The following is a 21,648-nucleotide window of genomic DNA, read 5'->3' as shown; positions in this document are numbered from 1 at the left end:
ATGGTAAGCAGCATTGGCCACCGCGCCCGGTGGCAGACACACGGAGTCTTCATGGCCGTTCAGAAACGCTTCATCGCCGGCGCCGTCTGCCCCCGCTGCGGCGAGATGGACCGCATCCGCGCCTGGGAACAGCACGGCGTGCGCTATCGTGATTGCGTCAGCTGCGACTTCTTCGAGCAGGCAGCGATCGAGGACGAAACGACTGCCGAGCTGGAAACCCGCGTCAACCGCGAGCGCGAGGAGCAGCAGCGCAATACCATTCAGCCCGTGAGGATCCTCGACCCCAGGGGCCACTGAGCTTGGCGGGCACAACCATCCCCGGCACCGGGCAACTCTCTGCCAGGCGGCAACGCCTGGAACTGTTCGGCCTGGCGGCAGCGGCGGCCCTGTTGCTGTCACGCCCCGATCTCGCCACCCTGTTCGCCGGCCTGGGCCTGTTTCTGTGGGGCATGACCCTGCTGGAAGAAGCCATCAAGCGGCTCTCCGGCGGCACCCTTGACCGCTGGCTGCATGCCGCCACGCGCCACACCGGGCGAGCCATCGGGGTGGGCGCGCTGGCTACCGCCCTGGTCCAGTCCAGTTCGCTGGTTACCCTACTGGCGATGTCCTTCGTCAGCGCCGGCCTGATCGCCCTGCCCGGCGCCATCGCGCTGCTGTTCGGCGCCAACCTGGGCACGACCACGGGTGCCTGGTTGATCGCGGCATTCGGTCTGCGCTTCGATCTGGCGCACTACGCCATGCCGCTGCTCGCCCTCGGCCTGCTCGGTCGCTATCGGCTCAGCGGTGTCACGGTCGGCATCGCGGGGTTGCTGCTGGGCATCGGCCTGCTGTTCCTCGGCATCGACTTCATGAAACTGGGCTTCGAAAAGCTGGCAGGATGGGATTCGCCTTGATGCGCTGGGCGCCGACCGGCTGTGGCATTGGCCGCTGTTCGTGATGGTCGGCGTCGTCGCTACCGTGGTGATGCAGTCGAGCCATGCCACGCTGCTGCTCACCCTGACCGCCCTGGCCTCTGGCCAGCTGCCCTATCTGCCCGCACTGGCCATCGCCATCGGCGCCAATATCGGCACTACCGTGACTGCCGTGCTGGGCGCCTTGTCGGCGGGCGTCGCCGCGCGGCGCCTGGCCGGCGCTCACGTGATCTTCAATCTGGTGACCGCCGTGGTGGCACTGGCGCTGCTGGTACCGCTGGCCTGGCTGGTGGATGCCATCGCCGAGCTGGCGGGGCTGGCCGAAACGGCCTGGCCGCTCAAGCTGGCCTTGTTCCACACCCTGTTCAATTTGCTCGGCATCGTACTGATACTGCCCTGGATTTCACGCCTGGCCGCCTTTCTCGAGCGCCGCTTCCCCGAGCCTACGCGGCTGTTGCCGACCCAGGCGCGCTATCTCGATCCGGCGGCCCTCAATCACGCCGACACGGCCGTCAATGCCATGGAGCAGGAGTGCCGACGCCTCGACCGGCGCGCCTACCACCTGCTGTGCAGCGCCATCCTCATGCCCAGTGCGGAAGTGATCGGGCGCCCTCCCGAGCGTCGCAGCGTGGAGGCTCCCATCGCCCCCGACACCTGGCCACTGGTGAATGCTCGCTACCACGAGCGCATCAAGCCCCTGTTGACCGAGATTCTCACCTTCCAGGCACGTATCGACGTGCCGCTTACCGAAGCCCAGCAGCAACGCCTGGAAATGCTGCAATCGCGAACCTTACGAATGGTGGAAGCCCTGCGTTTCGGCGAAGTCCTGCAGCGAAGCCTGTTGCGCCACTCGGCGCGAATGAGCCCCTTGCGCGAGGCGCACGATGACCTGCGCCTGGCCGTGGCAACCGGCCTCAACCGGCTCGCCGATGAGCAGGAAGGCCAAACGATCGCCGCCCCCATCGATGAGGTCCGCCGCCATTGGCAGGAGGAGATGGCCAGGCGGCTCCGCTCCCACCATCTGGATCCCTGGCTCGCTTCCAGCCTGATGAACGACCTGCACCAGGCCAGCCGCCTGATAGCCGCCCTGGCGGAACCCTCTCCACCCTGAGTTCTGCATTCCAGATGATCGAAAGTGTGCGGATTTCCACATACCGCACCGGCTCGTGTGTGCGGGACTCCAGCCCCGACGCAGGCAGCAGGATTCGACCTTGGTCGAATCAGAGAACAGCAACGTATTGTTGTGGTTCGGTAAAAAAGAAAGTGGCACGCCACCTGCTATATCCCCTATGCCAAACGTTAGCCCGGCACTCACCGCGCCAGGGCACATTCTGCACCATACTGAATGTCCAGCGTGTCGAAAGGCCGCTGATGTATAACCACAAATGCAACGGAGATAGCCATGCGCAACGTCACTCCCAAAGTGCTCACCGGAACCCTGGCCAGCGCCCTTGTGCTCGCCGCGGCCTCGGCCTCGGCCCAGGATCGCTCCGACTGGCCGAGTAACTTCACCGTGGGCACAGCCAGCCAGGGTGGCACCTACTTCGTCTACGGTTCGGGCTGGGCCAATCTGATCGCCGACGAGCTGGGCATTTCCGGCGGCGGCGAAGTCACCGGCGGCCCCAACCAGAACCTGGCGCTGGTACACACCGGCGACATCGCCCTGGGTCTGACCACCATGGGCCCGGCCGCCGAGGCACTGGCCGGTGAGAGCCCGCTGGCCCCGGGCGTATCCATGGATAACGTCTGCGCACTCTTCCCGATGTACGAGACGCCTTTCTCCATTACCACGTTGGCAGATTCCGGCATCACCAGCATCTCGGAGATTCCCGACGGCGCTCGGATCGGCTTCGGCCCGGCGGCCTCCACCTCCGATACCTACTTCCCGCGCATCCTCGAAGAGCTGGGCGTGAATTTCGAGCGTCGCAACGGCGGCTGGAATGACCTGGGTGGGCAGTTGCAGGACGGGCTGCTGGACGTCATCGCCTTCGCCGCCGGCATCCCGGTCCCCGCGGTGAGCCAGCTCGAGGTGCAAACCGACGTGAACATCATCGAGTTCACCGAGGAAGAGCAGCAGCAGATCATCGAGAGCTTCCCGGTATCGGCCTTCCAGATCCCGGCCAGCACCTACGAAACTCTCGAAGAGGATGCTCGCGCCGTCTCCATGTGGAACTTCACCATTGCCGGCTGCGACTTGCCGGAAGACTTCATCTATGAAGTCACCAAGTTGAGCATGGAGAACAACGACCGCATGCGTGAGATCCACCGCAGCGCGGCCAACAGCATTCCCGAGAACCTCGACAAGAACAAGGTACTGCCCTTCCATCCGGGCGCCGTGCGTTGGTACGAGGAGAACGGCTACGAGATCCCCGCAGAGCGTAAGCTGAACTGAGGCACGCCTCGCTCCTGATGTCACGCCCTTTGCCGTCGCGGCAAAGGGCGTGACCGGCACTCTACCGTCCCACACCCGAGGGTTAATTCCCCATGAGCCACACACCCGACACCCGCCCCGGTGCGGATACAGATGCCGTCGACACGGTTCCAGAAAGTATTGCCGAGGGCGTCGACGAGGATATCGTCGAATCCAACCGTAGACTCTATGTCGGCTGGCACTGGCTGGTAGTCGCCGCCTTGGCCATCCTCTACTCCGGTTTCCATCTGTTCTCGCTGAACGTCTATCCGATGGAAACCTGGTCGTTCCGTATCGTGCATATCGCAGGCGCGCTCGTACTCGGCTATGCCCTCTATGCCGGAAGCCGTTTCGCCGACTCGGAAGGTACCGACCGTTCGCCCGCCTGGTTGGCCTGGACCAGCTACGCGCTGCTGATCCCTGCCGTTTACGCCCTGATCCAGGTCTTCTTGATGCAGCAGACGATCAGCGGCGGCGCCATGCGCATCGATCCCCAGATCGAGACCTGGCACTTCGGCTATCCCCTGTTGCTTGCCTCTGTCGGCGGCATCCTGCTTGCCTGGAGCTACCGTCAGGTGCGCGAAAAACTGTCGCCTGCCGACTTGGTGCTGATGGTCTGCGCCGTGGCCAGCGCCGGCTATCTGTTGGTGGTCTACAATACCCCGCTGCGTGCCTCCACCGGCACTTCCTTTGCCCCTGTCGGCATCACCTGGGCGGCTATCTCCGGATCGCTGCTGATTCTCGAGCTGACCCGTCGAGTCGCTGGCCTGGCCTTGGTGACCATTTCCGCCATTTTTCTGCTCTATGTATTCGCCGGCCCCTACCTGCCGGGCTTTCTCGGCTACCCGGGCCTGTCGATGCACCGCTTCTTCAGCCAAGTGTATACCGACGCCGGCATTCTCGGGCCGACCACGGCGGTATCGTCGACCTATATCATCCTGTTCATCATCTTCGCCGCCTTCCTGCAGGCCTCGAAGGTCGGTGACTACTTCGTCAACTTCGCTTTCGCTGCCGCCGGCCGCGCCCGCGGCGGCCCCGCCAAGGTGGCGATCTTCGCTTCCGGCCTGATGGGCATGATCAACGGCACCAGCGCCGGCAACGTCGTCTCCACCGGCTCGCTGACCATTCCCCTGATGAAGAAGGTGGGCTACCCGGGCCGTAGCGCCGGCGCCATCGAGGCAGCTGCCTCCACCGGCGGTCAGATCATGCCGCCGATCATGGGTGCCGGCGCCTTCATCATGGCCGAGGTGACCGGGATTCCCTACACCGAGATCGCCGTGGCGGCACTGATCCCGGCGATCCTCTACTTCGCCTCGATCTACTTCATGGTGGACTTCGAGGCGGCCCGCAAGGGCATGCGCGGCATGCGCAAGGATGAGATTCCGCAGTTCCGTCGCCTGGTCAAGCAGGTCTATCTGTTCGCCCCGATCATCATCCTGATCGCTGCACTGTTCATGGGCTATTCGGTGATCCGCGCCGGCACCCTGGCCACCGCCTCGGCCGCTGTGGTGAGCTGGCTCTCACCCAACAAGATGGGCCCGGCGGCCATTCTCAGGGCGCTGCAGCTGGCAGGCGTGATGGCAATCCAGATCATCGCCGTGTGTGCCTGTGCCGGCCTCATCGTCGGTGTGATCTCGCTGACTGGCGTCGGCGCGCGCTTCTCCTCGCTGCTGCTGGGTCTCGCCGGTGTCAGCCAGCTGCTGGCGCTGTTCTTCGCCATGTGTATCAGCATTCTGCTGGGGATGGGCATGCCGACCACGGCGGCCTATGCCGTGGCAGCCTCGGTGGTTGCCCCCGGCCTGATCAATATCGGCATTCAGCCGCTGGTGGCACACTTCTTCGTGTTCTACTTCGCGGTGGTCTCGGCGATCACTCCCCCGGTGGCATTGGCGTCCTACGCGGCGGCAGGCATCTCCGGCGATAATGCCATGTCTACCTCCGTGGCATCGTTCAAGATCGGCCTCGCCGCCTTCATCGTGCCGTTCATGTTCTTCTACAGCCCGGCCATGCTGATGGAAGGTTCATGGTTGCAGATCCTGCGTGTCGGCGTCACCGCGACGCTGGGCATCGTGCTGCTTTCCGCGACCGTGCAGGCCTGGTTCTTCGGGCCGGTGAAGGCCTGGATGCGCCTGGTGATGTTCATCGGTGCGCTGTTCCTCATCTATGGCGGCATCTATACCGATATCGCCGGCCTCGCCATCGGCGCGCTGCTGTTCTTGTTCCAGCGCAGCACCCACGGGGGCGGTGCCAAGCCCGTCACCTCGAGCTGATGCTTTCGACACCCGCATGACGAGAAGGGCCCCGCCACATGGCGGGGCCCTTCTTCTTTCAGGATATTGTGGCCTCAGCGGCCGATGGCTCAGGACTCGATTGCACCGCAAGCCATGCGGCTGCCGCCGCCGCCCAGCGGCTTGGGCTCATCCGAATAGTTGTCGCCTCCTTCATGAATCATCAGGCTGCGCCCCTGCATGTCCTCGACGGTTAGCCGCGGCGCCAGTACCGGCAGGGTGGCGTTACCGTCCTCGTCGACGATCAGCACCGGCAGGTCGCCGAGGTGGCCATTGCCGTAAGGGCCCTCGTGACTACCGGTGTCTTCGGGGTCGTAATGACCGCCCGCCTTCGCGGCCGCCTGCATCTCGCCCGAGTCGTTCTCGCCCGGCTCGCAGCTGGCATTCTCATGCACGTGGAAACCGTAGACACCGGGAGGCAGTTCGCTCAGGTCAGGGGTGAGCAGCAGGCCGTGATCGGTATCCTCGAACGAAATGGTCCCGATGGCGTCCTCGATCCCATCGGCCGTCACCAGGTTCATCTCGACCTCCTGCCCCTGCTGGGCCTGAGCAGCTCCCGCAGCGAGCAGCAGGAAGGTGGCGGTGACTCCTGTCAGTTTGGCATGGCGCATCTGGCGTCCTCCTGTTCCTTGATCCATGGACGTGCAGGAACAGGCTAGCTCCAGATTCAGCGTGCTGCCAGAGAGCCGCCAAGGTTATCGAGAATCTTCAGGCACGGGTCGGCCTGGTTGAGGGTGTAGAAATGCAGACCGGGGGCACCGCCCTCGAGCAGGCGCTGACACAGGCGGGAGACGACCTCCGAGCCGAACTGGGCAATGGCCTCGCTGTCGTCGCCATAGGCCTCGAGCTGCTTGCGGATCCAGCGCGGGATCTCGGCACCGCATGCGTCGGAGAAACGCGCCAGCTTGGTATAGTTGGTGATCGGCATGATCCCGGGGACGATGGGCGCCTCGACGCCGAGTGCGCGTGCGCGCTCGACGAAGTGAAAATAGGCATCGGCCGAGAAAAAATACTGCGTGATGGCCAGGTTCGCCCCGGCCTTCACCTTACGGGCGAAGTTTTCGAGATCGCGTTCGAAGCTGGGCGCCTGGGGGTGGGATTCGGGATAGGCTGCCACGGCTATCTCGAAGTGATCGCCGGTTTCCTCACGAATGAACTCCACCAACTCGTTGGCATAGCGCAGTTCACCCATGCCCCCCATGCCCGAGGGAAGATCCCCACGCAGTGCCACGAGGCTGTCGATGCCATCCTCGCGATACTGGGCCAGCAGGTCACGCAGCTGGGCCTTCTCACTGCCGATGCAGGAAAGATGCGGTGCGGTAGTGATGCCCGCCTCGCGAACGCTTTTCACGGTGTGCAGGGTGCGCCCTTGGGTGGAACCGCCGGCCCCATAGGTCACGGAAAAGAAACGTGGCTGGCGCTCGGCCAGAGCGTCGCGCACCCCCATCAGTTTCTCGCGCCCCGCCTCGGTGTTGGGCGGGAAAAATTCGAAACTGATGCCAAGCGGGTACGACGAGCTCATGAGAACCTCTCTTCTGTGTCAGGTGCCACCGCGCCGACGCTCTGAACGGCAGTGCCAAGCGACCATGGCGGATAGCGATATTCTGCCGCCGCCGCTGGCACCTGACCAATGAAAAGTTCCACGCTGCTACATGAGCTTGAGTCATGATGGTCTCTGGATCGTCCCTGCGACTGCAGGGCATCAAACTTCGCTAACAAAACTTCGCGACCGCCGCATTGACCTTGGCGCGAGTGACGGCGACGCTGAGAATTAGTGATGTCAGCGCCGGGGCACGGACTGCCCGGGCGGGACCGAACCGGATGAGGAGGATCGCCAATGACACAGGATCTCATCACCGGCACCGCCCTCTTCGACGACGAGGGCAAGCAGGTCGGCAAGGTAGCCGATACGAGCGATAGCGAGAAGGTGGGCATCATCACCGAGACCGGCAGCCGCTTCTGGGTACCGAAGCAGTTGATTGCCTACCGCGACAGGCGCTGGATGCTGGAACCAGGTTACACCGAGATATCGCCCACCGAGGCCGCAGCACAGCAGGAGGAGCGCGACTTGGACGAAGCCAACGCAGAAACCTTTCCTGCCAGCGATCCGCCCTCTTTCACCTTGGGCGACGAGGGCAAGGGAAGCTGATGCCACCAGGACGACGGGGAGAGTGACATGGACAGATCACACCAAGAGCGAACACCGACGCAGAGCACCGAGATTCCCGAAGGACAGCGCGAAAAGCTGCGTGATGGGGCACGGCGCCTGACCGAACGCGACGCCCCTGACGCAGAGTCTGCCGGTCGCAAGGGGGGACGTGACTCCCCCGCTCAGGATGATGTCTACCGTCCCGATGCTAACGTCGACGACCAGAAGCATAGCGCCAGGAAGCCCGGTGTCGATACCCGACGCGAAACCACCCCGGTAGGCGGCGCCCAGGTGGTACGGGACAAGACCGCCCACAAGGATAACATCGACGCGCAGGCCGAACGGGCCAGATCGCGCCGTCGCAACGGCTGATCGCATCGTTCTGCGCCGGGGTCGTTGATCGGCGACGCTGACAGCCGTGCCGACAACAGGCATCATATCGTCTTTCGGCGGTGGACTGATGCGCGATGATCGACCCTGGCGCCCTGCTGGGCCCTCTGTGGACACTGCTGGCCTTCGTCGGCCTGGGCTGGCTCGCTGCCCGGCGGCTGGCCATCGACCCTCGTCCCATCGCCACCCTGCTGATCTATCTCATCGCCCCGATCACCTTTTTTCGCGGACTGCTGCTGGGCGAGCCCACCCCGCACTACCTGTTGCTGACCCTGGCGCTCTTCCTGCTGGCAAGCCTGGTCGCCGCCGCGATCAATCCGCTGGCGAGACGCTTCCTGCCTCCTCAGGAGAGCGCCGTGCTGGCCTTCTCCTCCGGTACCGGCAATACCGGCTACTTCGGCCTGCCGATCGCCATGGTCCTGCTGCCTCCGGAAGGCGTGACGCTGTACCTGTTCTGTCTGCTCGGCGTGACGCTCTACGAGTTCACGGTCGGCTTCTATATCAGTGCACGTGGCCAGTTCTCGGTGCGCCAGAGCCTGGCCAAGATCGTGAGGCTGCCGCTGATCTATGCCTTTCTCGCCGCGCTGCTGGTCAGTGGCCTCGGCATTACGCTACCCACCGCGCTGATGGACAGCCTGGCGGTATTTCCCTCCACTTATACGCTGCTCGGCATGATGATCATCGGCATGACCCTGGGGCGGGTCGCGATTCGCGAGATCGACCTGCGCTTCATGCTCGGCTGCGTGGTGATCCGCTACCTGTTGTGGCCGTGGCTGATGCTTGTCGTCGTGCTGCTACTGCAGACGCTGTTGCCCCTGGCCAACGAACTGGCCCTGGCGCTGCTGCTGATCGGCGTGGTGCCAATGGCCGCCAACGTGGTGGTAGTTGCCATGGAGCTCGGCATCAGACCGGAGAAGGGCGCCCTGGCGGTGCTGGTCACCACCTTGGCCGCCCCGCTGCTGATTCCACTCTACCTGGGACTGCTCATGTCGCTGGCCGGGCTGTAGGTGGTGGAGAGTCAACCCAAGGCCGGCTCGACAAGAACCCGTCGACCCGACTCGCGCTGTCGCAACCGCTGCAGATAGGCCACCAGCACCGGACACTCGGCCAGCAGCCGCTCAGCGCCGGGCAGGCCTGCAAGATAGTCCAGCATGGGAGCAGCGATGGCGTCGGCGATGCTGAACGTATCGCCAACCAGGAAGGCGTGCCCATCCAACTCCGCTTCGAGGAGCGCCAGCATGCGCACGACCTCCGGTTCGGCGTCTCGCACCCGCTCCATGCGCACGCTGCCGTTTTCGCCCTTGGGAAAGGCGTACTCCAGCAGGTAGCGGCGCACCAGTGCCTGATCGACATAGATCGACAGCGCCTGGCTCCACTGATCCACACGCGCACGCTGCCAGGCATCCACAGGCAGCAAGGCAGGCCCGTCGAAGACGGCATCGAGATAGCGACAGATGGCCGTCGTCTCGAACAAGTGGCGCTCGCCATGCCGCAGTACCGGCACCTTGGCGAATGGGTGCAGAGCAAGGTGCTGCTCCCCACCGAAGTCGAGCGGCTCGCCCTCGAGGTCGAAACCCAGGGTATAAGGTATGCCCTTCTCCTCACAGCACAGCTGCACGCTGCGCACGAAGTTGCTGAACTGCGGCCCCACGAGATGCACGCTTGTGCTCATGTCGCTCTCCGGTCGATGGGTCAACGGAACGTACCGTTACCCTAACGCTCGCCACCATATGTTCAAGGACATATAGTAACGGGAGACTGCCCCGAGACAGCGATGAGGAGTTCTCATGCCCTGGAGCGAAGACCACAAGTCACAGACTCGTGTGCGCATCCTGGAAGCCGCGGCGCGAAGCTTCACCCGTCACGGCTTCGACGGCGCCAGTATCGATGACATCATGCGTCAGGCGGGGCTGACCCGCGGCGCTTTCTATGCCCATTTCGACTCGAAGGGTGAACTCTATGCCAGGGCGTTGCGCTATGCCGCCCGGGAAGGCGTCGCCAGGGTTGGACTGGAGTCTGACCCAAGGGCCCGCATGGCGCTGTACCTCAGCGAGACTCACCTGCGTAGCGAAGGCCTGCTTTGCCCGCTGGCCTGCCTGGTCAGCGACGTTGCCCAGCAGGACGAGCAGGTACGCGATACTTACACGCGCTTGCTGGAGGGTTTCATCGCCTTCTATGCCGGTCAGCCTGACCCGAACAGCCCGGCCCGGCGTCAGGCATTGCAGCAGGCGGTGACGATGATCGGCGGCATGGCCATCGCTCGCACCCTTACCGACCCGGCGCTTGCCGATGAACTGCTCGAGGCCTGTCGTGAGCTGGCCGCCTCGCTGCTGCCGGAGCAGGCATCGTGGTCCATGCCCTCCGATGCCTGACATACCGGACAATGACGAAGCCCATCTAGAAGTGGGCCAACCTGTTGGTCGATGATGAGTCACGCTCGAGGCAAGGCGGCTCAGTGCGATGCCATGGCGATGCAGGCTTCGGCGCAGCGGTGGCACGCCTCGGCGCACTGCTGGCAGTGGTCGGTCTCATGCTTGGCACATTCGTCACCGCAGGCCTTGCAGACATCGGCACAGAGCCGGCAGAGCTGGTTGGCGTACTCGCTGCCCTGGGCCATGAAGGAGGCGGCCAGCCGGCAGATCTGCGCACACTGCATATCCAGGCGGATGCACTCCGCCATCATCTTGACGTCATCCTCCTGCAAGCATGAAGTCGCGCAGCGGTCGCAGTAGGCGGCACAGACATGGCAGGCTTCGATACACGACTTGTAGTGACCAAAATCCATCTCGTTCACTCCTATGGTCGTTTGCTGGAACTCGAAGGCGCGCTGTCACAGTGGCGCCTCGAGTACCCAAAAGCTAGTCAAGGGCCCCCGTCCCCACAAGCGACGCTACATAACATCACCGACCATACGACGAACGCCGCCCACAGGGCGGCGTTCGAGAAGTTGACCAACGGCGACAATCGTCCAGGCTGTCTCCCGCCACCCTGGCGACAATGTCGCCGCTAGCGGTCCTGTCAGTAGCGGTAGGCGTCCGGCTTGTAGGGCCCCTCCATCGGAACCCCGGTGTACTCCGCCTGCTGCTCGGTCATGCGCGTGAGCACGCCGCCAAAGCCCTCGACCATGTAGCGGGCGACTTCCTCGTCGAGATGGCGCGGCAGCACGGTCACCGCCAGGCCGCCCTGCTTCTCGGCCGGAGGCAGGTCGGCAAAGCGCTGCTGATAGAGATGGATCTGCGCCAGCACCTGATTGGCGAAGGAGCCGTCCATCACCCGCGACGGATGGCCGGTGGCGTTGCCCAGGTTAACCAGGCGCCCTTCGGAAAGCAGCAGCAGGTAGTTGCTGCTGGCGGGATCGAAGTCACCCGGCGTGCTGTCGCGATAGACCTTGTGCACCTGGGGTTTGACTTCCTCCCAGTGCCAGTGGCGACGCATGAAAGCGGTGTCGATCTCGTTGTCGAAGTGACCGATGTTGCACACCACCGCGCCGGGCTTGAGCGCCTCGAGCATGGCGGCATCGCAGGCCTCGATATTACCGGTGCAGGTCACTACCAGGTCGATGCGCGCGAGCAACGACCGGTCGACGCTCTCCTTGCCGCGGTTGAGGCCATCGACATAGGGCGACACCACTTCATAGCCGTCCATGCACGCCTGCATGGCACAGATCGGGTCGATCTCGGCGACCTTGACGATCATGCCCTCCTGACGCAGCGAGGCCGCCGAGCCCTTGCCCACGTCGCCGTAGCCCATCACCAGCGCCTGCTTGCCCGCCAGCAGGTGGTCGAGGCCACGCTTGATGGCATCGTTGAGCGAATGGCGGCAGCCATACTTGTTGTCGTTCTTCGACTTGGTCACGGCGTCGTTGACATTGATCGCCGGCACCCGCAGGGTGCGATCGCGCAACATCTCCTGCAGGCGATGCACGCCGGTGGTGGTCTCCTCGGAAATCCCGTGGATGGCGTCGAGCAGCTCGGGGCGCTTGTCGTGAAGCAGTGCGGTGAGGTCGCCGCCGTCATCGAGCACCATGTTGGGCGTCCAGCCGTCGGGCCCTTCCACGGTCTGCTCGATACACCACCAGAACTCCTCCTCCGTCTCGCCTTTCCAGGCGAACACCGGTATGCCGGCGGCGGCGATGGCAGCGGCGGCGTGATCCTGAGTCGAGAAGATGTTGCACGACGACCAGCGCACCGAGGCGCCGAGGTCGATCAAGGTCTCGATCAGCACCGCCGTCTGGATCGTCATGTGGATACAGCCGGCGATGCGCGCACCGGCCAGCGGCTGCTCATCGCGGTACTTGGCGCGTATCTTCATCAGCGCCGGCATCTCGGTCTCGGCGATGCGAATCTCCCGCCGTCCCCAGTCGGCCAAGGAAAGATCGGCAACCTTGTGGTCCTGCGTGGCGGCGTTGGCACTTGCCATGGCTGTCATCGTCATACTCCATTCCGGGGAATGGGCGCCGTTGCGTCTGCGATGTCCCTGTCCGAGCCTCGCGCCGAGTCGTCATACCCGTGCGCTGCAGCGCCCCTCGGACAGCAGCAACAGGAATCGACCCACGCGGAGCCGACCCTTGAGAGTTCACTACAGCAGGCGCGTTTTTTCAATCCGAACGATTCAGCGGAGCGGGAGAACAGCGAGAGAAAAAAGAGGCGGCCCGAAGGCCGCCTCTCTCGTGGATGACATCAGCAGGTTAGGAATTGGTCTCTTCGTCGGCCATCTCGTCGCCGGCTTCCTCGAGCTCGTCGGTCGCTTCCTCGGTTTCCTCGGCGGCTTCGTCTTGAGCCTCCTCGGCTTCCGCTGCAACCTCGTCACCAGCCTGTTCGGTCTCCTGAGCCATTTCGTCGGCGGCTTCCTCGGTCTCTTGCATCGCCTCGTCACCGGCCTGCTCGGCTTCCGCAGCCGCCTCTGAGGTCTCTTCGGCAATCGCGTCGCCCGCCTGTTCGGCTTCCTCGGCCAGCTCATCACCGGCCTGCTCCATGTCGTCACCGGCTTCCTCGAGCTGCTCGCCAGCGTCGCCGGAATCTTCCTGCTCGGTGACTGGCTCTTCGGTCATCTCGGTATCGGCAGCCTCATCATCATCCCCGCAGCCGGCCAGCAGTGCGCCCGACAGGATGAGCGACGCGATCAAGGTAACCTTGCGCTTTTCCATGCTACTTCCTCCTATATTTCTGCGATTGACAGCCACTGTGCTCTTTCAGGGTAGCTGGGTTGTGGCTGGCACAACAAGCGTCCCCGACGCCCCAGATGCCGTCTCTACCACGCGCATGAGCGAGACGGCGCGAGACACGCGAGCATGCGGCTTGTCGTGCTACAGCCCCGCCGCCTGACGCAGCGCCGCGGCGCGGTCGGTGCGCTCCCAGGGAAAGGCGGTGAACGTCTCGGTATGCTCCTGGCCGTTGGTGTCCGTCCAGCTGTAGCTGGCCTCGAACGGTTCGCGGCCGAAGTGGCCGTAGGCCGCCGTGAGCTGGTACATGGGGTGGAGCAGATCGAGCATGCGGGTGATGGCAAAGGGACGCAGGTCGAAGTGCTCGCGCACCAGTTCGATGATGCGCGCCTCGTCCACCTTGCCGGTGCCGAAGGTATTGATCGACACCGAGGTGGGCTCGGCCACACCGATGGCGTAGGAGACCTGGATCTCGCACTTGTCGGCAAGCCCGGCGGCCACGACGTTCTTGGCCACGTAGCGGCCGGCATAGGCGGCGCTGCGATCGACCTTGGAAGGATCCTTGCCGGAGAAGGCGCCGCCGCCGTGGCGCGCCATGCCGCCGTAGGTATCGACGATGATTTTGCGCCCGGTCAGGCCGCAGTCGCCCACCGGGCCGCCGATGACGAACTTGCCGGTAGGGTTGATATGGAACTTGGTCGACTCGGAGAGCCACTCGGCGGGGATCACCTCCTCGATGATCTCGCGCCTGACCATCCGCCGCAGCTCCTCCTGGTCGATCTCAGGGGCGTGTTGGGTCGACAGCACCACCGCCTCGACGCCGCAGGGCTGGCCCGCCTCGTCGTAGCGGAAGGTGATCTGGCTCTTGGCATCCGGGCGCAGCCACGGCAGCAGGCCGTGCTTGCGCAGCTCGGCCTGGCGTTCCACCAGGCGATGCGCGTAGTGGATCGGCGCCGGCATGAACGAGTCGGTCTCGTTGGTGGCGTAGCCGAACATCAGGCCCTGGTCGCCTGCGCCCTGATCCTCGGGCTTGCTGCGATCGACCCCCTGGGCAATATCCACGCTCTGCTTGCCGATCAGGTTGAGCACGCCGCAGGTCTCGCCGTCGAAGCCGACCTCCGAGGAGGTATAGCCGATATCGATGATCACCTGGCGCACCAGCTCCTCCAGATCGACCCAGGCAGTCGTGCTGATCTCGCCGGCAACGATCGCCACGCCGGTCTTGACCAGCGTCTCGCAGGCCACTCGGGCGTGCTTGTCGCGCGCGATGATGGCGTCCAGCACCGCATCGGAGATCTGGTCGGCAATCTTGTCCGGATGCCCTTCGGATACGGATTCGGAGGTGAACAGGGAGTATTCGCTCATGCGTGTCGACCCTTCTGTGTATCGGCAAAGCGCAGCGGTGCCGCCGAACGGAAACGGCGGCCCTCGAGCTGCATGCGCTCCGGCTTCCTGCCTGATAGGCATGCAGCACCATGGGGTCCCGAGTTTACATGCTGCCACCCGGGGAGGCACCCGTCATTTGATGCACGGCGGCAAGTCGGCGACAATAGGCGGCCGAATTCGACCGCGCCGTACCTTCCTGCGGCGCCCAGCCAGAACGCTACCGGCAGGCCCGGCAGGCCGCCGTTGACTTGCCCCATTCTGCCGCAGGCGAGGAGCTAACCCAACATGCCATCCCGTTTCGAACTGGCCAATGCCATTCGCGCCCTGTCCATGGATGCCGTACAGAAGGCCAAGTCCGGCCATCCCGGCGCCCCGATGGGCATGGCAGACATCGCCGAAGTGCTGTGGAACGACTACCTCAAGCACAACCCCAACGACCCGAAATGGCCCGACCGCGACCGCTTCGTGCTGTCCAACGGCCACGGCTCGATGCTGCTCTACTCCCTGCTGCACCTGACCGGCTACGAGCTGGAACTCGAGCAGCTGCGCAACTTCCGCCAGCTGCACGCCAAGACCGCCGGCCACCCCGAGTTCGGCTACGCGCCGGGCATCGAGACCACCACCGGCCCGCTGGGCCAAGGCCTGGCCAATGCCGTGGGCATGGCCATCGCCGAGAAGACCCTGGCGGCCCAGTTCAACCGCCCCGGCCACACCATCGTCGATCACCAAACCTACTGCTTCGCCGGCGACGGTTGCATGATGGAGGGCATCTCCCATGAGGTGGGCTCGCTGGCCGGCACCCTGGGGCTGGGCAAGCTCACGGTGTTCTACGACGACAACGGCATCTCCATCGACGGCGAGGTCGAGGGCTGGTTCACCGACGACACCGCCAAGCGCTTCGAAGCTTACGGCTGGCACGTGGTGCCCAACGTCGATGGCCACGACCCCGAGCAGATCAAGGCGGCCATCGAACTGGCGCGCAGCCATGAAGAGAAGCCGAGCCTGATTATCTGCAAGACCATCATCGGCTTCGGCGCGCCCAACAAACAAGGCAAGGAAGAGTGTCACGGCGCACCGCTGGGCGACGAAGAAGTTGCCGCTGCACGCAAGCAGCTCGACTGGCCGCACGCGCCGTTCCATGTGCCCGAGCCGATCTACCAGGCCTGGGATGCCCGCGAGCAGGGCAAGACCCAGCAGGACGACTGGCAGGCGCGCTTCGCCCGTTATCGCGACGAACATCCGGAACTCGCCCGAGATTTCTCCCGCCGCACCCAGTGCCAGCTGCCGGCGGAGATCACCAGCGAGGCGTTCATCGAAAAGATGCAGGAGCAAGGCGAGACCATCGCCACGCGCAAGGCCTCGCTGCTATGCCTCAACGAACTCGGCCCGCAGCTGCCCGAGCTGCTTGGCGGTAGCGCCGACCTCGCCCCCTCCAACCTCACCTTCTGGAGCGGCGCCAAGCCGATCTCGCGGGAGAATCCGAGCGGCAACTACCTGCACTACGGCGTGCGCGAGTTCGGCATGGGCGCGATCATGAACGGCATCGTGCTGCACGGCGGCTTCATCCCCTACGGCGCCACCTTCCTGATCTTCATGGAGTACATGCGCAACTCGGTGCGCATGGCGGCGCTGATGGGCAAGCGTGCCATCTATGTGTTCACCCACGACTCCATCGGCCTGGGCGAGGACGGCCCCACCCACCAGCCGATCGAGCAGCTGACCAACCTGCGCACCACGCCCAACCTGTGCACCTGGCGCCCCTGCGACGCGGTCGAGACCGCCGCCGCCTGGGATGCCGCGATCAAGCGCAACTCCGGCCCCACCGCGCTGGTGCTGTCGCGCCAGAACCTGCCCCACCAGGAGCGCAGCAAGCAGCAGCTGGCCGAGATCCAGCGCGGCGCCTATGTTCTCAAGGACAGTGTGCTCAAGGACAGTGAAGGCACCCCCGAGCTGATCCTGATCGCCACCGGCTCCGAGGTCGGCCTGGCGATGGACGCCGCCGCCGAACTGGAGAACCAGGGCCGCGCGGTGCGCGTGGTCTCGATGCCCTCGGCCTACCGCTTCGACGGCCAGGACGCCGAGTACCGCGAGAAAGTGCTGCCGCGCGCGGTGACCAAGCGTATCGCCATCGAAGCCGGCCACGCCGACTACTGGTACAAGTACGTGGGTCTCGACGGCCGCGTGATCGGCATGACCACTTACGGCGAGTCGGCCCCGGCGGGCGACCTGTTCAAGCACTTCGGCTTCACCAAGGAGAATGTGCTCGAAAAGGCCAATGAGCTGCTGGGCTAACTTCCTGACCCAGCACTGAGCGGCATGGAAGAAGGGCACGACCTCACGGTCGTGCCCTTCTGCTTTGGCGGGTATGCCCGATGACGTTCAGGCCACCGTCACGCTCTTGTCGAGATAGACGTCCTGAATGGCCTGGAGCAGCTCGACGCCCTCGGTCATGGGCTTCTGGAACGCCTTGCGCCCCGAGATCAGGCCCATGCCGCCGGCACGCTTGTTGATTACCGCAGTGCGCACCGCTTCGCCCATGTCCGAATGGCCCTTGGAGCCACCGCCGGAGTTGATCAGTCCGGCGCGGCCCATGTAGCAGCACGCCACCTGGTAGCGAGCCAGGTCGATGGGATGCTCGGAGGTCAACTCGCTGTAGACCTTGGCGTGAGTGTGACCGAAGCCGATGTCCTGGTAGCCGCCGTTAGTCTCGGGCAGCTTCTGTTTGACGATGTCGGCCTTGATGGTCGAGGCGAGGTGGTTGGCCTGGCCGGTGAGGTCGGCCGCCACGTGGTAGTCCTTGCCCTCGTGCTTGAATGCGGGATTGCGCAGGTAGGCCCACAGTACCGTGGCCATGCCGAGCTGGTGCGCCCGCTCGAAGGCTTCGCTGATCTCCATGATCTGGCGGCGGCTCTCGGGCGAGCCGAAGTAGATGGTGGCACCCACCGCCACGCAGCCCATGTCGTGAGCCTGCTCCACCTCCGCGAACAGGGTCTGGTCGTACATCGCCGGATAGCTCAGCGTCTCGTTGTGGTTAAGCTTGAGCATCATCGGGATGCGATGGGCGTAGCGGCGCGCCACGGAAGAGAGCACGCCCAGGGTGGAGGCCACGCCGTTGCAGCCACCCTCGATGGCCAGCTCGACGATGTTGGCCGGGTCGAAGTAGCGTGGGTTGGGGGCGAAGGAGGCCCCGGCGGAGTGCTCGATGCCCTGGTCCACCGGCAGCAGGCTGAGGTAGCCGGTGCCCGCCAGCCGGCCGTGGTCGAACAGCGCCTGCAGGCTGCGCATCACCGCCGGGCTGCGGTCGCTGTCGGCCACCACACGGCTGACGAAGTCGGGCCCGGGCAGGTGCAGCTGTTCGCGGGGAAAGCCACGGCAGCGGTGATCGAGCAGGTAGTCGGCGTCGTCACCCAGCAGTTGGGGTATGTCGGTCATGTCTTCCTCTCCATGGTGTCGTGAATCGCTATTCCCAGCGTAGTGAAAACCGTACCGAGCGTGTGCCCTGCTTGCAAACGGAAGCGCCCTTCCCGTACGGGAAGGGCGCCAGTCGGGCTTCGCTCAGGCCGCCCTGACCTCGATACGGCGGCGCTGGTGCGATGGCTTCTTGGGTAGCCGCAAATGCAGCACGCCCTTGTCGATGCGCGCCTCGATGGCGTCACCATCGATCTCGTGGCTGAGCGTGAAGCGGCGCGCGAATCGCTGAGCCCGGACTTCGGCATAGATGGCCGTCATGCGCTCGGGCATCTCCAGGCGAATCTCAGCTTCCAGGCTCAGCATGTTGTTGTCCACCTCGATGCTCAGCGACTCCGGTGTGACCCCGGGAAGGTCGGCTACCAGGTGCAGGGCGTTACCCTCCTCGTAAATGTCGACCGGTGGCTGCAGCGCCCGATCACGCTCGCCGCGGGAGTCTTCGCCCCCCTGTACACGGGGCTGACGGGTCGATTGCTGCCGAGTGATCTCGTTCATTGCCGTTCACCTCCTTCTGCTCGACATCATGCCGACTGGATCTCGATACGCCTCGGCTTGAGCTCCTCACGCTTGGGCAGCGTGATCTCGAACACGCCGTTGCGCCAGCGCGCCTCGGCCCGGTCGGCATCGAGCCCTTCGGGCAGGGCAATGGAGCGAGTGAAGCTTCCGCCTGCGCGCTCGCGACGAAAATAGGGACGCCGCGCATCGCCCTCCGTCTCGTCGGTGGCGACCTTGCGTTCCCCCTGCACGGTCAGGACATTGTCCTGAAGGCTGAGTTCGAGATCGCCTGCCGCAAGGCCTGCGGCAAAGACGTAGACCCGCACCGCATCGTCGGTGCGTCCGATATTGATCATCGGGAAGGTACCGCGCGGTACCGCACGGATATCGGTCGCCCCAGGCTCCGGGAATACCTCGTCCAGCCATTCCCGAAACCAGTCCACACTCCAGGGAGACCCGGTATCGAAACGCCTGAGATCTCCGAACATGACGAACACCTCCTACGCTTTTCATCACCAGGAAACGGGATGCCGAATTCGGCAACCACACCGGCCGACGACGTCCCGTAAAGAACAAATAGGGGCTAGCGGCGGGCTTTCAAGGCCCCGCGACACGCATCCGCGAGCCGGGACGTCGCGCCGCTTTTGCGGTAGAATCCCCGCTTTCCGTTCGAGGAGAGCCAGGCAAGCATGGCCCAGCGCATCGCCATCAATGGATACGGTCGAATCGGTCAGTGTGTACTGCGCGCACTGGTCGAGCGCCAGCGCGAACGGGCCGCGGCATCGCCGAGCGCCCCCTCCCTGGAAGTCGTGGCGATCAACGAGCTCTCCGACCTGGACACCATCGCCTACCTGACCCGTTACGACACCACCCACGGCCGCTTCCCCGGCCGGGTCGACACGACCGACGGCCGTCTGATCGTCGACGACCGCTCCATCACGGTGCTGAACGAGTCCGACCCGACTCGCCTGCCCTGGGCCGAGCTCGGCATCGACCTGGTGCTGGAGTGCTCGGGCAGCTTCAAGGATCGCGCCACCGCCGAACGTCACCTCGCTGCGGGCGCCGGGCGCCTGCTGTTTTCCCAGCCCGCCGAGAGCGATGTCGACACCACCATCGTGTGCGGCATCAACGACGACGAACTGGCGGCCGAACAGCGCATCGTCTCGGCGGCCTCGTGCACCACCAACTGCCTGGTGCCGGTACTCACCGTGCTCGACGAAGCCCTGGGCATCGAGCACGGCGTAACCACCACCGTGCACTCGGCAATGAACGACCAGCCGGTGATCGACGCCTACCACCAGACCGACCTGCGCCTGACGCGCTCGGCGATGCATTCCATCGTGCCTGTCGACACCAGCCTCGCCCGCGGCATCAACCGCCTGATGCCGCACCTGGCCGGGCGCTTCGAGTGCCTGCACATGCGCGTGCCAACGATCAACGTCTCGGCCATGGACATGGCGATCTGCGTGCGCCGCGACACCTCGGCCGCCGAGGTCAACGCCCTGCTGCGCGAGGCCAGTGCCGGCCCGCTGTCCGGGCTGCTCGGCTACAGCGAGGAGCCCACGGCCTCGGTCGACTTCAACCACGACCCCCGCTCGGGTATCGTTGACGCCACTCAGACCCGGGTGGCGGGAAACCGCCTGATCAAGCTGCTGTGCTGGTTCGATAACGAGTGGGGCTTCGCCAACCGCATGCTCGACGTCGCCCAGCGCATGGCGGCGCTTCCCGCGGTGCCCCGGCTTCGAATTCCCCATCAAGGAAAGGAAGACGCCTGATGAACGTGCTCAAGATGACCGACCTCGACCTGCGCGGCAAGCGCGTGCTGATCCGCGAGGACCTGAACGTACCCGTCAAGCACGGCAAGGTAACCAGCGACGCTCGCCTACGGGCCAGCCTGCCAACCATCCAGGCGGCCATGGAGGCCGGCGCCAAGGTAATGCTGATGAGCCATCTGGGCCGCCCCACCGAGGGCGAACCGGCCGAGGAGTTCTCGCTGGCCCCGGTGGCCGAGCGCCTCGGCGAGCTGCTCGGCCGCCCGGTGCGGCTGGTCGAGGAGTACCTCGACAGCGCCCAGGACCTGGCCGACGGCGAAGTGGTGCTGCTCGAGAACGTGCGCTTCAACCAGGGCGAGAAGAAAGACGACGAGACCCTCGCGCAGCAGTACGCCGCGTTGTGCGACATCTTCGTCATGGACGCCTTCGGCACCGCCCACCGCGCCCAGGCCTCGACCCACGGCGTGGCGCGTTTCGCCCCGCAGGCCTGCGCTGGCCCGCTGCTCGCCGCCGAACTCGATGCGCTGGAGAAGGCGTTGGCCACGCCCAAGCGGCCGATGGTCGCCATCGTCGGCGGCTCCAAGGTCTCAACCAAGCTCGAGGTACTCAACGCCCTCTCCGACAAGTGCGATCAGCTCATCGTCGGCGGCGGCATCGCCAACACCTTCATCGCCGCGGCCGGCCACAACGTCGGCAAGTCGCTGCATGAAGCCGACCTGGTCGACCAGGCCAAGGCGCTGATGGCCAAGGTCGAGATCCCGCTGCCCACCGACGTGGTGGTGGCCACCGAGTTCTCCGAATCGGCCGAGGCCGTGGTCAAGCCGGTCGACCAGGTAGGCGACGACGAGATGATCCTCGACATCGGCCCCGACACTGCCGGGCGCCTCGCCGGGCTGCTCAAGGACGCCGGCACCATCCTGTGGAACGGCCCGGTGGGCGTGTTCGAGATCGACCAGTTCGGCAAGGGAACCGAGGCGCTGTCGCAGGCCATCGCCGAAAGCAACGGTTTCTCCATCGCCGGCGGCGGCGATACCCTGGCCGCCATCGACAAGTACGGGATCGAAGAACGGGTCTCCTACATCTCCACCGGCGGCGGCGCCTTCCTCGAATACGTCGAGGGCAAAGTGCTGCCCGCCGTCAAAGCCCTGGAAGACGCCGCAGCCCGCTGACCCAACCCTTGCCGCCCGGCACTACCGGGCGGCGCCCCACTGCCCCCAG

22 protein-coding genes and 1 riboswitch are annotated in these 21,648 nt (G+C 64.8%); of the genes, 12 read left to right on the top strand and 10 right to left on the bottom strand.

Annotation, left to right across the window (positions count from 1 at the left end; translation table 11 throughout):
• Positions 1–51: 51 nt before the first annotated feature.
• The 5 genes from HNO53_RS01860 (at position 52) to HNO53_RS01840 (ending at position 5,591) form a co-directional block, all read left to right on the top strand.
• A complete protein-coding gene (locus HNO53_RS01860; protein ID WP_209475768.1) occupies positions 52–297 on the top strand; it encodes a YheV family putative zinc ribbon protein in 246 nt (81 codons plus the stop codon).
• A 2-nt stretch (positions 298–299) separates the two neighbouring features.
• Positions 300–893, top strand: a complete 594-nt coding sequence (locus tag HNO53_RS21550; protein ID WP_209475766.1) for a Na/Pi symporter — start codon at positions 300–302, stop codon at positions 891–893.
• A 43-nt stretch (positions 894–936) separates the two neighbouring features.
• A complete protein-coding gene (locus tag HNO53_RS01850; protein WP_275951371.1) occupies positions 937–2,022 on the top strand; it encodes a Na/Pi symporter in 1,086 nt (361 codons plus the stop codon).
• A gap of 291 nt (positions 2,023–2,313) precedes the next feature.
• On the top strand, positions 2,314–3,303 hold the full coding sequence (locus tag HNO53_RS01845) for a TAXI family TRAP transporter solute-binding subunit (protein WP_209475762.1): 990 nt from the start codon (positions 2,314–2,316) through the stop codon (positions 3,301–3,303).
• A gap of 92 nt (positions 3,304–3,395) precedes the next feature.
• Positions 3,396–5,591 (top strand): TRAP transporter permease, encoded by a 2,196-nt coding sequence (locus HNO53_RS01840; RefSeq protein WP_209475760.1) that lies wholly within the window; start codon positions 3,396–3,398, stop codon positions 5,589–5,591.
• Between the two features lie 89 nt (positions 5,592–5,680).
• On the opposite strand, the gene sodC is transcribed toward HNO53_RS01840, so the two are convergent.
• Together sodC and metF are read right to left on the bottom strand one after the other, a co-directional pair.
• Complete coding sequence (sodC, locus tag HNO53_RS01835) at positions 5,681–6,220, bottom strand: superoxide dismutase family protein (RefSeq protein ID WP_209475758.1); 540 nt, start codon at positions 6,218–6,220, stop codon at positions 5,681–5,683.
• Positions 6,221–6,276: 56 nt separating this feature from the next.
• Positions 6,277–7,131, bottom strand: a complete 855-nt coding sequence (gene metF / locus HNO53_RS01830) for a methylenetetrahydrofolate reductase [NAD(P)H] (RefSeq protein WP_209475756.1) — start codon at positions 7,129–7,131, stop codon at positions 6,277–6,279.
• 315 nt (positions 7,132–7,446) lie between these two features.
• On the opposite strand from metF, the gene HNO53_RS01825 reads away from it, so the two are divergent.
• The 3 genes from HNO53_RS01825 (at position 7,447) to HNO53_RS01815 (ending at position 9,155) form a co-directional block, all read left to right on the top strand.
• Positions 7,447–7,758 (top strand): hypothetical protein, encoded by a 312-nt coding sequence (locus tag HNO53_RS01825; protein WP_209475754.1) that lies wholly within the window; start codon positions 7,447–7,449, stop codon positions 7,756–7,758.
• A 27-nt stretch (positions 7,759–7,785) separates the two neighbouring features.
• Positions 7,786–8,130, top strand: a complete 345-nt coding sequence (locus tag HNO53_RS01820; RefSeq protein ID WP_209475753.1) for a hypothetical protein — start codon at positions 7,786–7,788, stop codon at positions 8,128–8,130.
• Positions 8,131–8,225: 95 nt separating this feature from the next.
• Positions 8,226–9,155 (top strand): AEC family transporter, encoded by a 930-nt coding sequence (locus HNO53_RS01815; RefSeq protein WP_209475752.1) that lies wholly within the window; start codon positions 8,226–8,228, stop codon positions 9,153–9,155.
• Positions 9,156–9,166: 11 nt separating this feature from the next.
• Here HNO53_RS01815 and HNO53_RS01810 read toward each other — a convergent pair whose 3' ends face one another.
• Positions 9,167–9,820: a glutathione S-transferase family protein gene (locus tag HNO53_RS01810; RefSeq protein ID WP_209475751.1), complete on the bottom strand. Its 654-nt coding sequence runs from the start codon at positions 9,818–9,820 to the stop codon at positions 9,167–9,169.
• A gap of 115 nt (positions 9,821–9,935) precedes the next feature.
• Between HNO53_RS01810 and HNO53_RS01805 the strand changes: the two genes are divergently transcribed.
• Entirely contained in the window at positions 9,936–10,520 is a 585-nt protein-coding gene (locus HNO53_RS01805; RefSeq protein WP_209475749.1) for a TetR/AcrR family transcriptional regulator, read from the top strand.
• A gap of 80 nt (positions 10,521–10,600) precedes the next feature.
• Here the strand turns inward: HNO53_RS01805 and HNO53_RS01800 are convergent, their stop codons facing one another.
• The 4 genes from HNO53_RS01800 to metK all read right to left on the bottom strand — a co-directional run bounded on the left by HNO53_RS01800 (position 10,601) and on the right by metK (position 14,674).
• The gene (locus HNO53_RS01800) at positions 10,601–10,933 is read right to left on the bottom strand and encodes a four-helix bundle copper-binding protein (protein ID WP_209475747.1); all 333 of its coding nucleotides are present in this window, start codon (positions 10,931–10,933) and stop codon (positions 10,601–10,603) included.
• 233 nt (positions 10,934–11,166) lie between these two features.
• Positions 11,167–12,576: an adenosylhomocysteinase gene (gene ahcY / locus HNO53_RS01795; RefSeq protein WP_209475745.1), complete on the bottom strand. Its 1,410-nt coding sequence runs from the start codon at positions 12,574–12,576 to the stop codon at positions 11,167–11,169.
• Positions 12,577–12,592: 16 nt separating this feature from the next.
• Positions 12,593–12,681, bottom strand: a riboswitch (S-adenosyl-L-homocysteine riboswitch).
• A gap of 154 nt (positions 12,682–12,835) precedes the next feature.
• Positions 12,836–13,294 (bottom strand): hypothetical protein, encoded by a 459-nt coding sequence (locus HNO53_RS01790; RefSeq protein WP_209475743.1) that lies wholly within the window; start codon positions 13,292–13,294, stop codon positions 12,836–12,838.
• 159 nt (positions 13,295–13,453) lie between these two features.
• The gene (gene metK / locus HNO53_RS01785) at positions 13,454–14,674 is read right to left on the bottom strand and encodes a methionine adenosyltransferase (protein WP_209475741.1); all 1,221 of its coding nucleotides are present in this window, start codon (positions 14,672–14,674) and stop codon (positions 13,454–13,456) included.
• A 306-nt stretch (positions 14,675–14,980) separates the two neighbouring features.
• On the opposite strand from metK, the gene tkt reads away from it, so the two are divergent.
• Positions 14,981–16,987, top strand: a complete 2,007-nt coding sequence (gene tkt, locus HNO53_RS01780) for a transketolase (protein WP_209475740.1) — start codon at positions 14,981–14,983, stop codon at positions 16,985–16,987.
• 87 nt (positions 16,988–17,074) lie between these two features.
• Here the strand turns inward: tkt and HNO53_RS01775 are convergent, their stop codons facing one another.
• The 3 genes from HNO53_RS01775 to HNO53_RS01765 form a co-directional block, all read right to left on the bottom strand.
• On the bottom strand, positions 17,075–18,127 hold the full coding sequence (locus HNO53_RS01775; RefSeq protein WP_209475738.1) for a class I fructose-bisphosphate aldolase: 1,053 nt from the start codon (positions 18,125–18,127) through the stop codon (positions 17,075–17,077).
• A gap of 123 nt (positions 18,128–18,250) precedes the next feature.
• Positions 18,251–18,658 carry an Hsp20/alpha crystallin family protein gene (locus HNO53_RS01770; protein ID WP_209475737.1) on the bottom strand — a complete coding sequence of 136 codons (408 nt, stop codon included), beginning with the start codon at positions 18,656–18,658 and terminating at the stop codon, positions 18,251–18,253.
• Between the two features lie 26 nt (positions 18,659–18,684).
• Positions 18,685–19,146, bottom strand: a complete 462-nt coding sequence (locus HNO53_RS01765; RefSeq protein ID WP_209475736.1) for an Hsp20/alpha crystallin family protein — start codon at positions 19,144–19,146, stop codon at positions 18,685–18,687.
• A gap of 201 nt (positions 19,147–19,347) precedes the next feature.
• Between HNO53_RS01765 and HNO53_RS01760 the strand changes: the two genes are divergently transcribed.
• Positions 19,348–20,433 (top strand): type I glyceraldehyde-3-phosphate dehydrogenase, encoded by a 1,086-nt coding sequence (locus tag HNO53_RS01760; RefSeq protein ID WP_209475735.1) that lies wholly within the window; start codon positions 19,348–19,350, stop codon positions 20,431–20,433.
• On the top strand, positions 20,433–21,599 hold the full coding sequence (locus HNO53_RS01755) for a phosphoglycerate kinase (RefSeq protein WP_209475734.1): 1,167 nt from the start codon (positions 20,433–20,435) through the stop codon (positions 21,597–21,599). The genes HNO53_RS01760 and HNO53_RS01755 overlap by 1 nt, the downstream gene beginning before the upstream one ends.
• Positions 21,600–21,648: the final 49 nt, after the last annotated feature.

The organism is Billgrantia antri, from assembly GCF_017868935.1.
Taxonomy (GTDB): domain Bacteria; phylum Pseudomonadota; class Gammaproteobacteria; order Pseudomonadales; family Halomonadaceae; genus Halomonas; species Halomonas antri.
Note: the sequence above shows the minus strand (reverse complement) of the source record. Positions and strands in the feature narration are given on the sequence as shown.

Excerpts from the sequence above, each read along its gene's own strand:
- HNO53_RS01860 (WP_209475768.1), top strand. The coding sequence starts at position 52 with ATGGCCGTTCAGAAACGCTTCATCGCCGGCGCCGTCTGCCCCCGCTGC.
- HNO53_RS01850 (WP_275951371.1), top strand. The coding sequence starts at position 937 with ATGGTCGGCGTCGTCGCTACCGTGGTGATGCAGTCGAGCCATGCCACG.
- HNO53_RS01845 (WP_209475762.1), top strand. The coding sequence starts at position 2,314 with ATGCGCAACGTCACTCCCAAAGTGCTCACCGGAACCCTGGCCAGCGCC.
- HNO53_RS01840 (WP_209475760.1), top strand. The coding sequence starts at position 3,396 with ATGAGCCACACACCCGACACCCGCCCCGGTGCGGATACAGATGCCGTC.
- sodC (WP_209475758.1), bottom strand. The coding sequence starts at position 6,220 with ATGCGCCATGCCAAACTGACAGGAGTCACCGCCACCTTCCTGCTGCTC.
- metF (WP_209475756.1), bottom strand. The coding sequence starts at position 7,131 with ATGAGCTCGTCGTACCCGCTTGGCATCAGTTTCGAATTTTTCCCGCCC.
- HNO53_RS01825 (WP_209475754.1), top strand. The coding sequence starts at position 7,447 with ATGACACAGGATCTCATCACCGGCACCGCCCTCTTCGACGACGAGGGC.
- HNO53_RS01820 (WP_209475753.1), top strand. The coding sequence starts at position 7,786 with ATGGACAGATCACACCAAGAGCGAACACCGACGCAGAGCACCGAGATT.
- HNO53_RS01815 (WP_209475752.1), top strand. The coding sequence starts at position 8,226 with ATGATCGACCCTGGCGCCCTGCTGGGCCCTCTGTGGACACTGCTGGCC.
- HNO53_RS01810 (WP_209475751.1), bottom strand. The coding sequence starts at position 9,820 with ATGAGCACAAGCGTGCATCTCGTGGGGCCGCAGTTCAGCAACTTCGTG.
- HNO53_RS01805 (WP_209475749.1), top strand. The coding sequence starts at position 9,936 with ATGCCCTGGAGCGAAGACCACAAGTCACAGACTCGTGTGCGCATCCTG.
- HNO53_RS01800 (WP_209475747.1), bottom strand. The coding sequence starts at position 10,933 with ATGGATTTTGGTCACTACAAGTCGTGTATCGAAGCCTGCCATGTCTGT.
- ahcY (WP_209475745.1), bottom strand. The coding sequence starts at position 12,576 with ATGACAGCCATGGCAAGTGCCAACGCCGCCACGCAGGACCACAAGGTT.
- HNO53_RS01790 (WP_209475743.1), bottom strand. The coding sequence starts at position 13,294 with ATGGAAAAGCGCAAGGTTACCTTGATCGCGTCGCTCATCCTGTCGGGC.
- metK (WP_209475741.1), bottom strand. The coding sequence starts at position 14,674 with ATGAGCGAATACTCCCTGTTCACCTCCGAATCCGTATCCGAAGGGCAT.
- tkt (WP_209475740.1), top strand. The coding sequence starts at position 14,981 with ATGCCATCCCGTTTCGAACTGGCCAATGCCATTCGCGCCCTGTCCATG.
- HNO53_RS01775 (WP_209475738.1), bottom strand. The coding sequence starts at position 18,127 with ATGACCGACATACCCCAACTGCTGGGTGACGACGCCGACTACCTGCTC.
- HNO53_RS01770 (WP_209475737.1), bottom strand. The coding sequence starts at position 18,658 with ATGAACGAGATCACTCGGCAGCAATCGACCCGTCAGCCCCGTGTACAG.
- HNO53_RS01765 (WP_209475736.1), bottom strand. The coding sequence starts at position 19,146 with ATGTTCGGAGATCTCAGGCGTTTCGATACCGGGTCTCCCTGGAGTGTG.
- HNO53_RS01760 (WP_209475735.1), top strand. The coding sequence starts at position 19,348 with ATGGCCCAGCGCATCGCCATCAATGGATACGGTCGAATCGGTCAGTGT.
- HNO53_RS01755 (WP_209475734.1), top strand. The coding sequence starts at position 20,433 with ATGAACGTGCTCAAGATGACCGACCTCGACCTGCGCGGCAAGCGCGTG.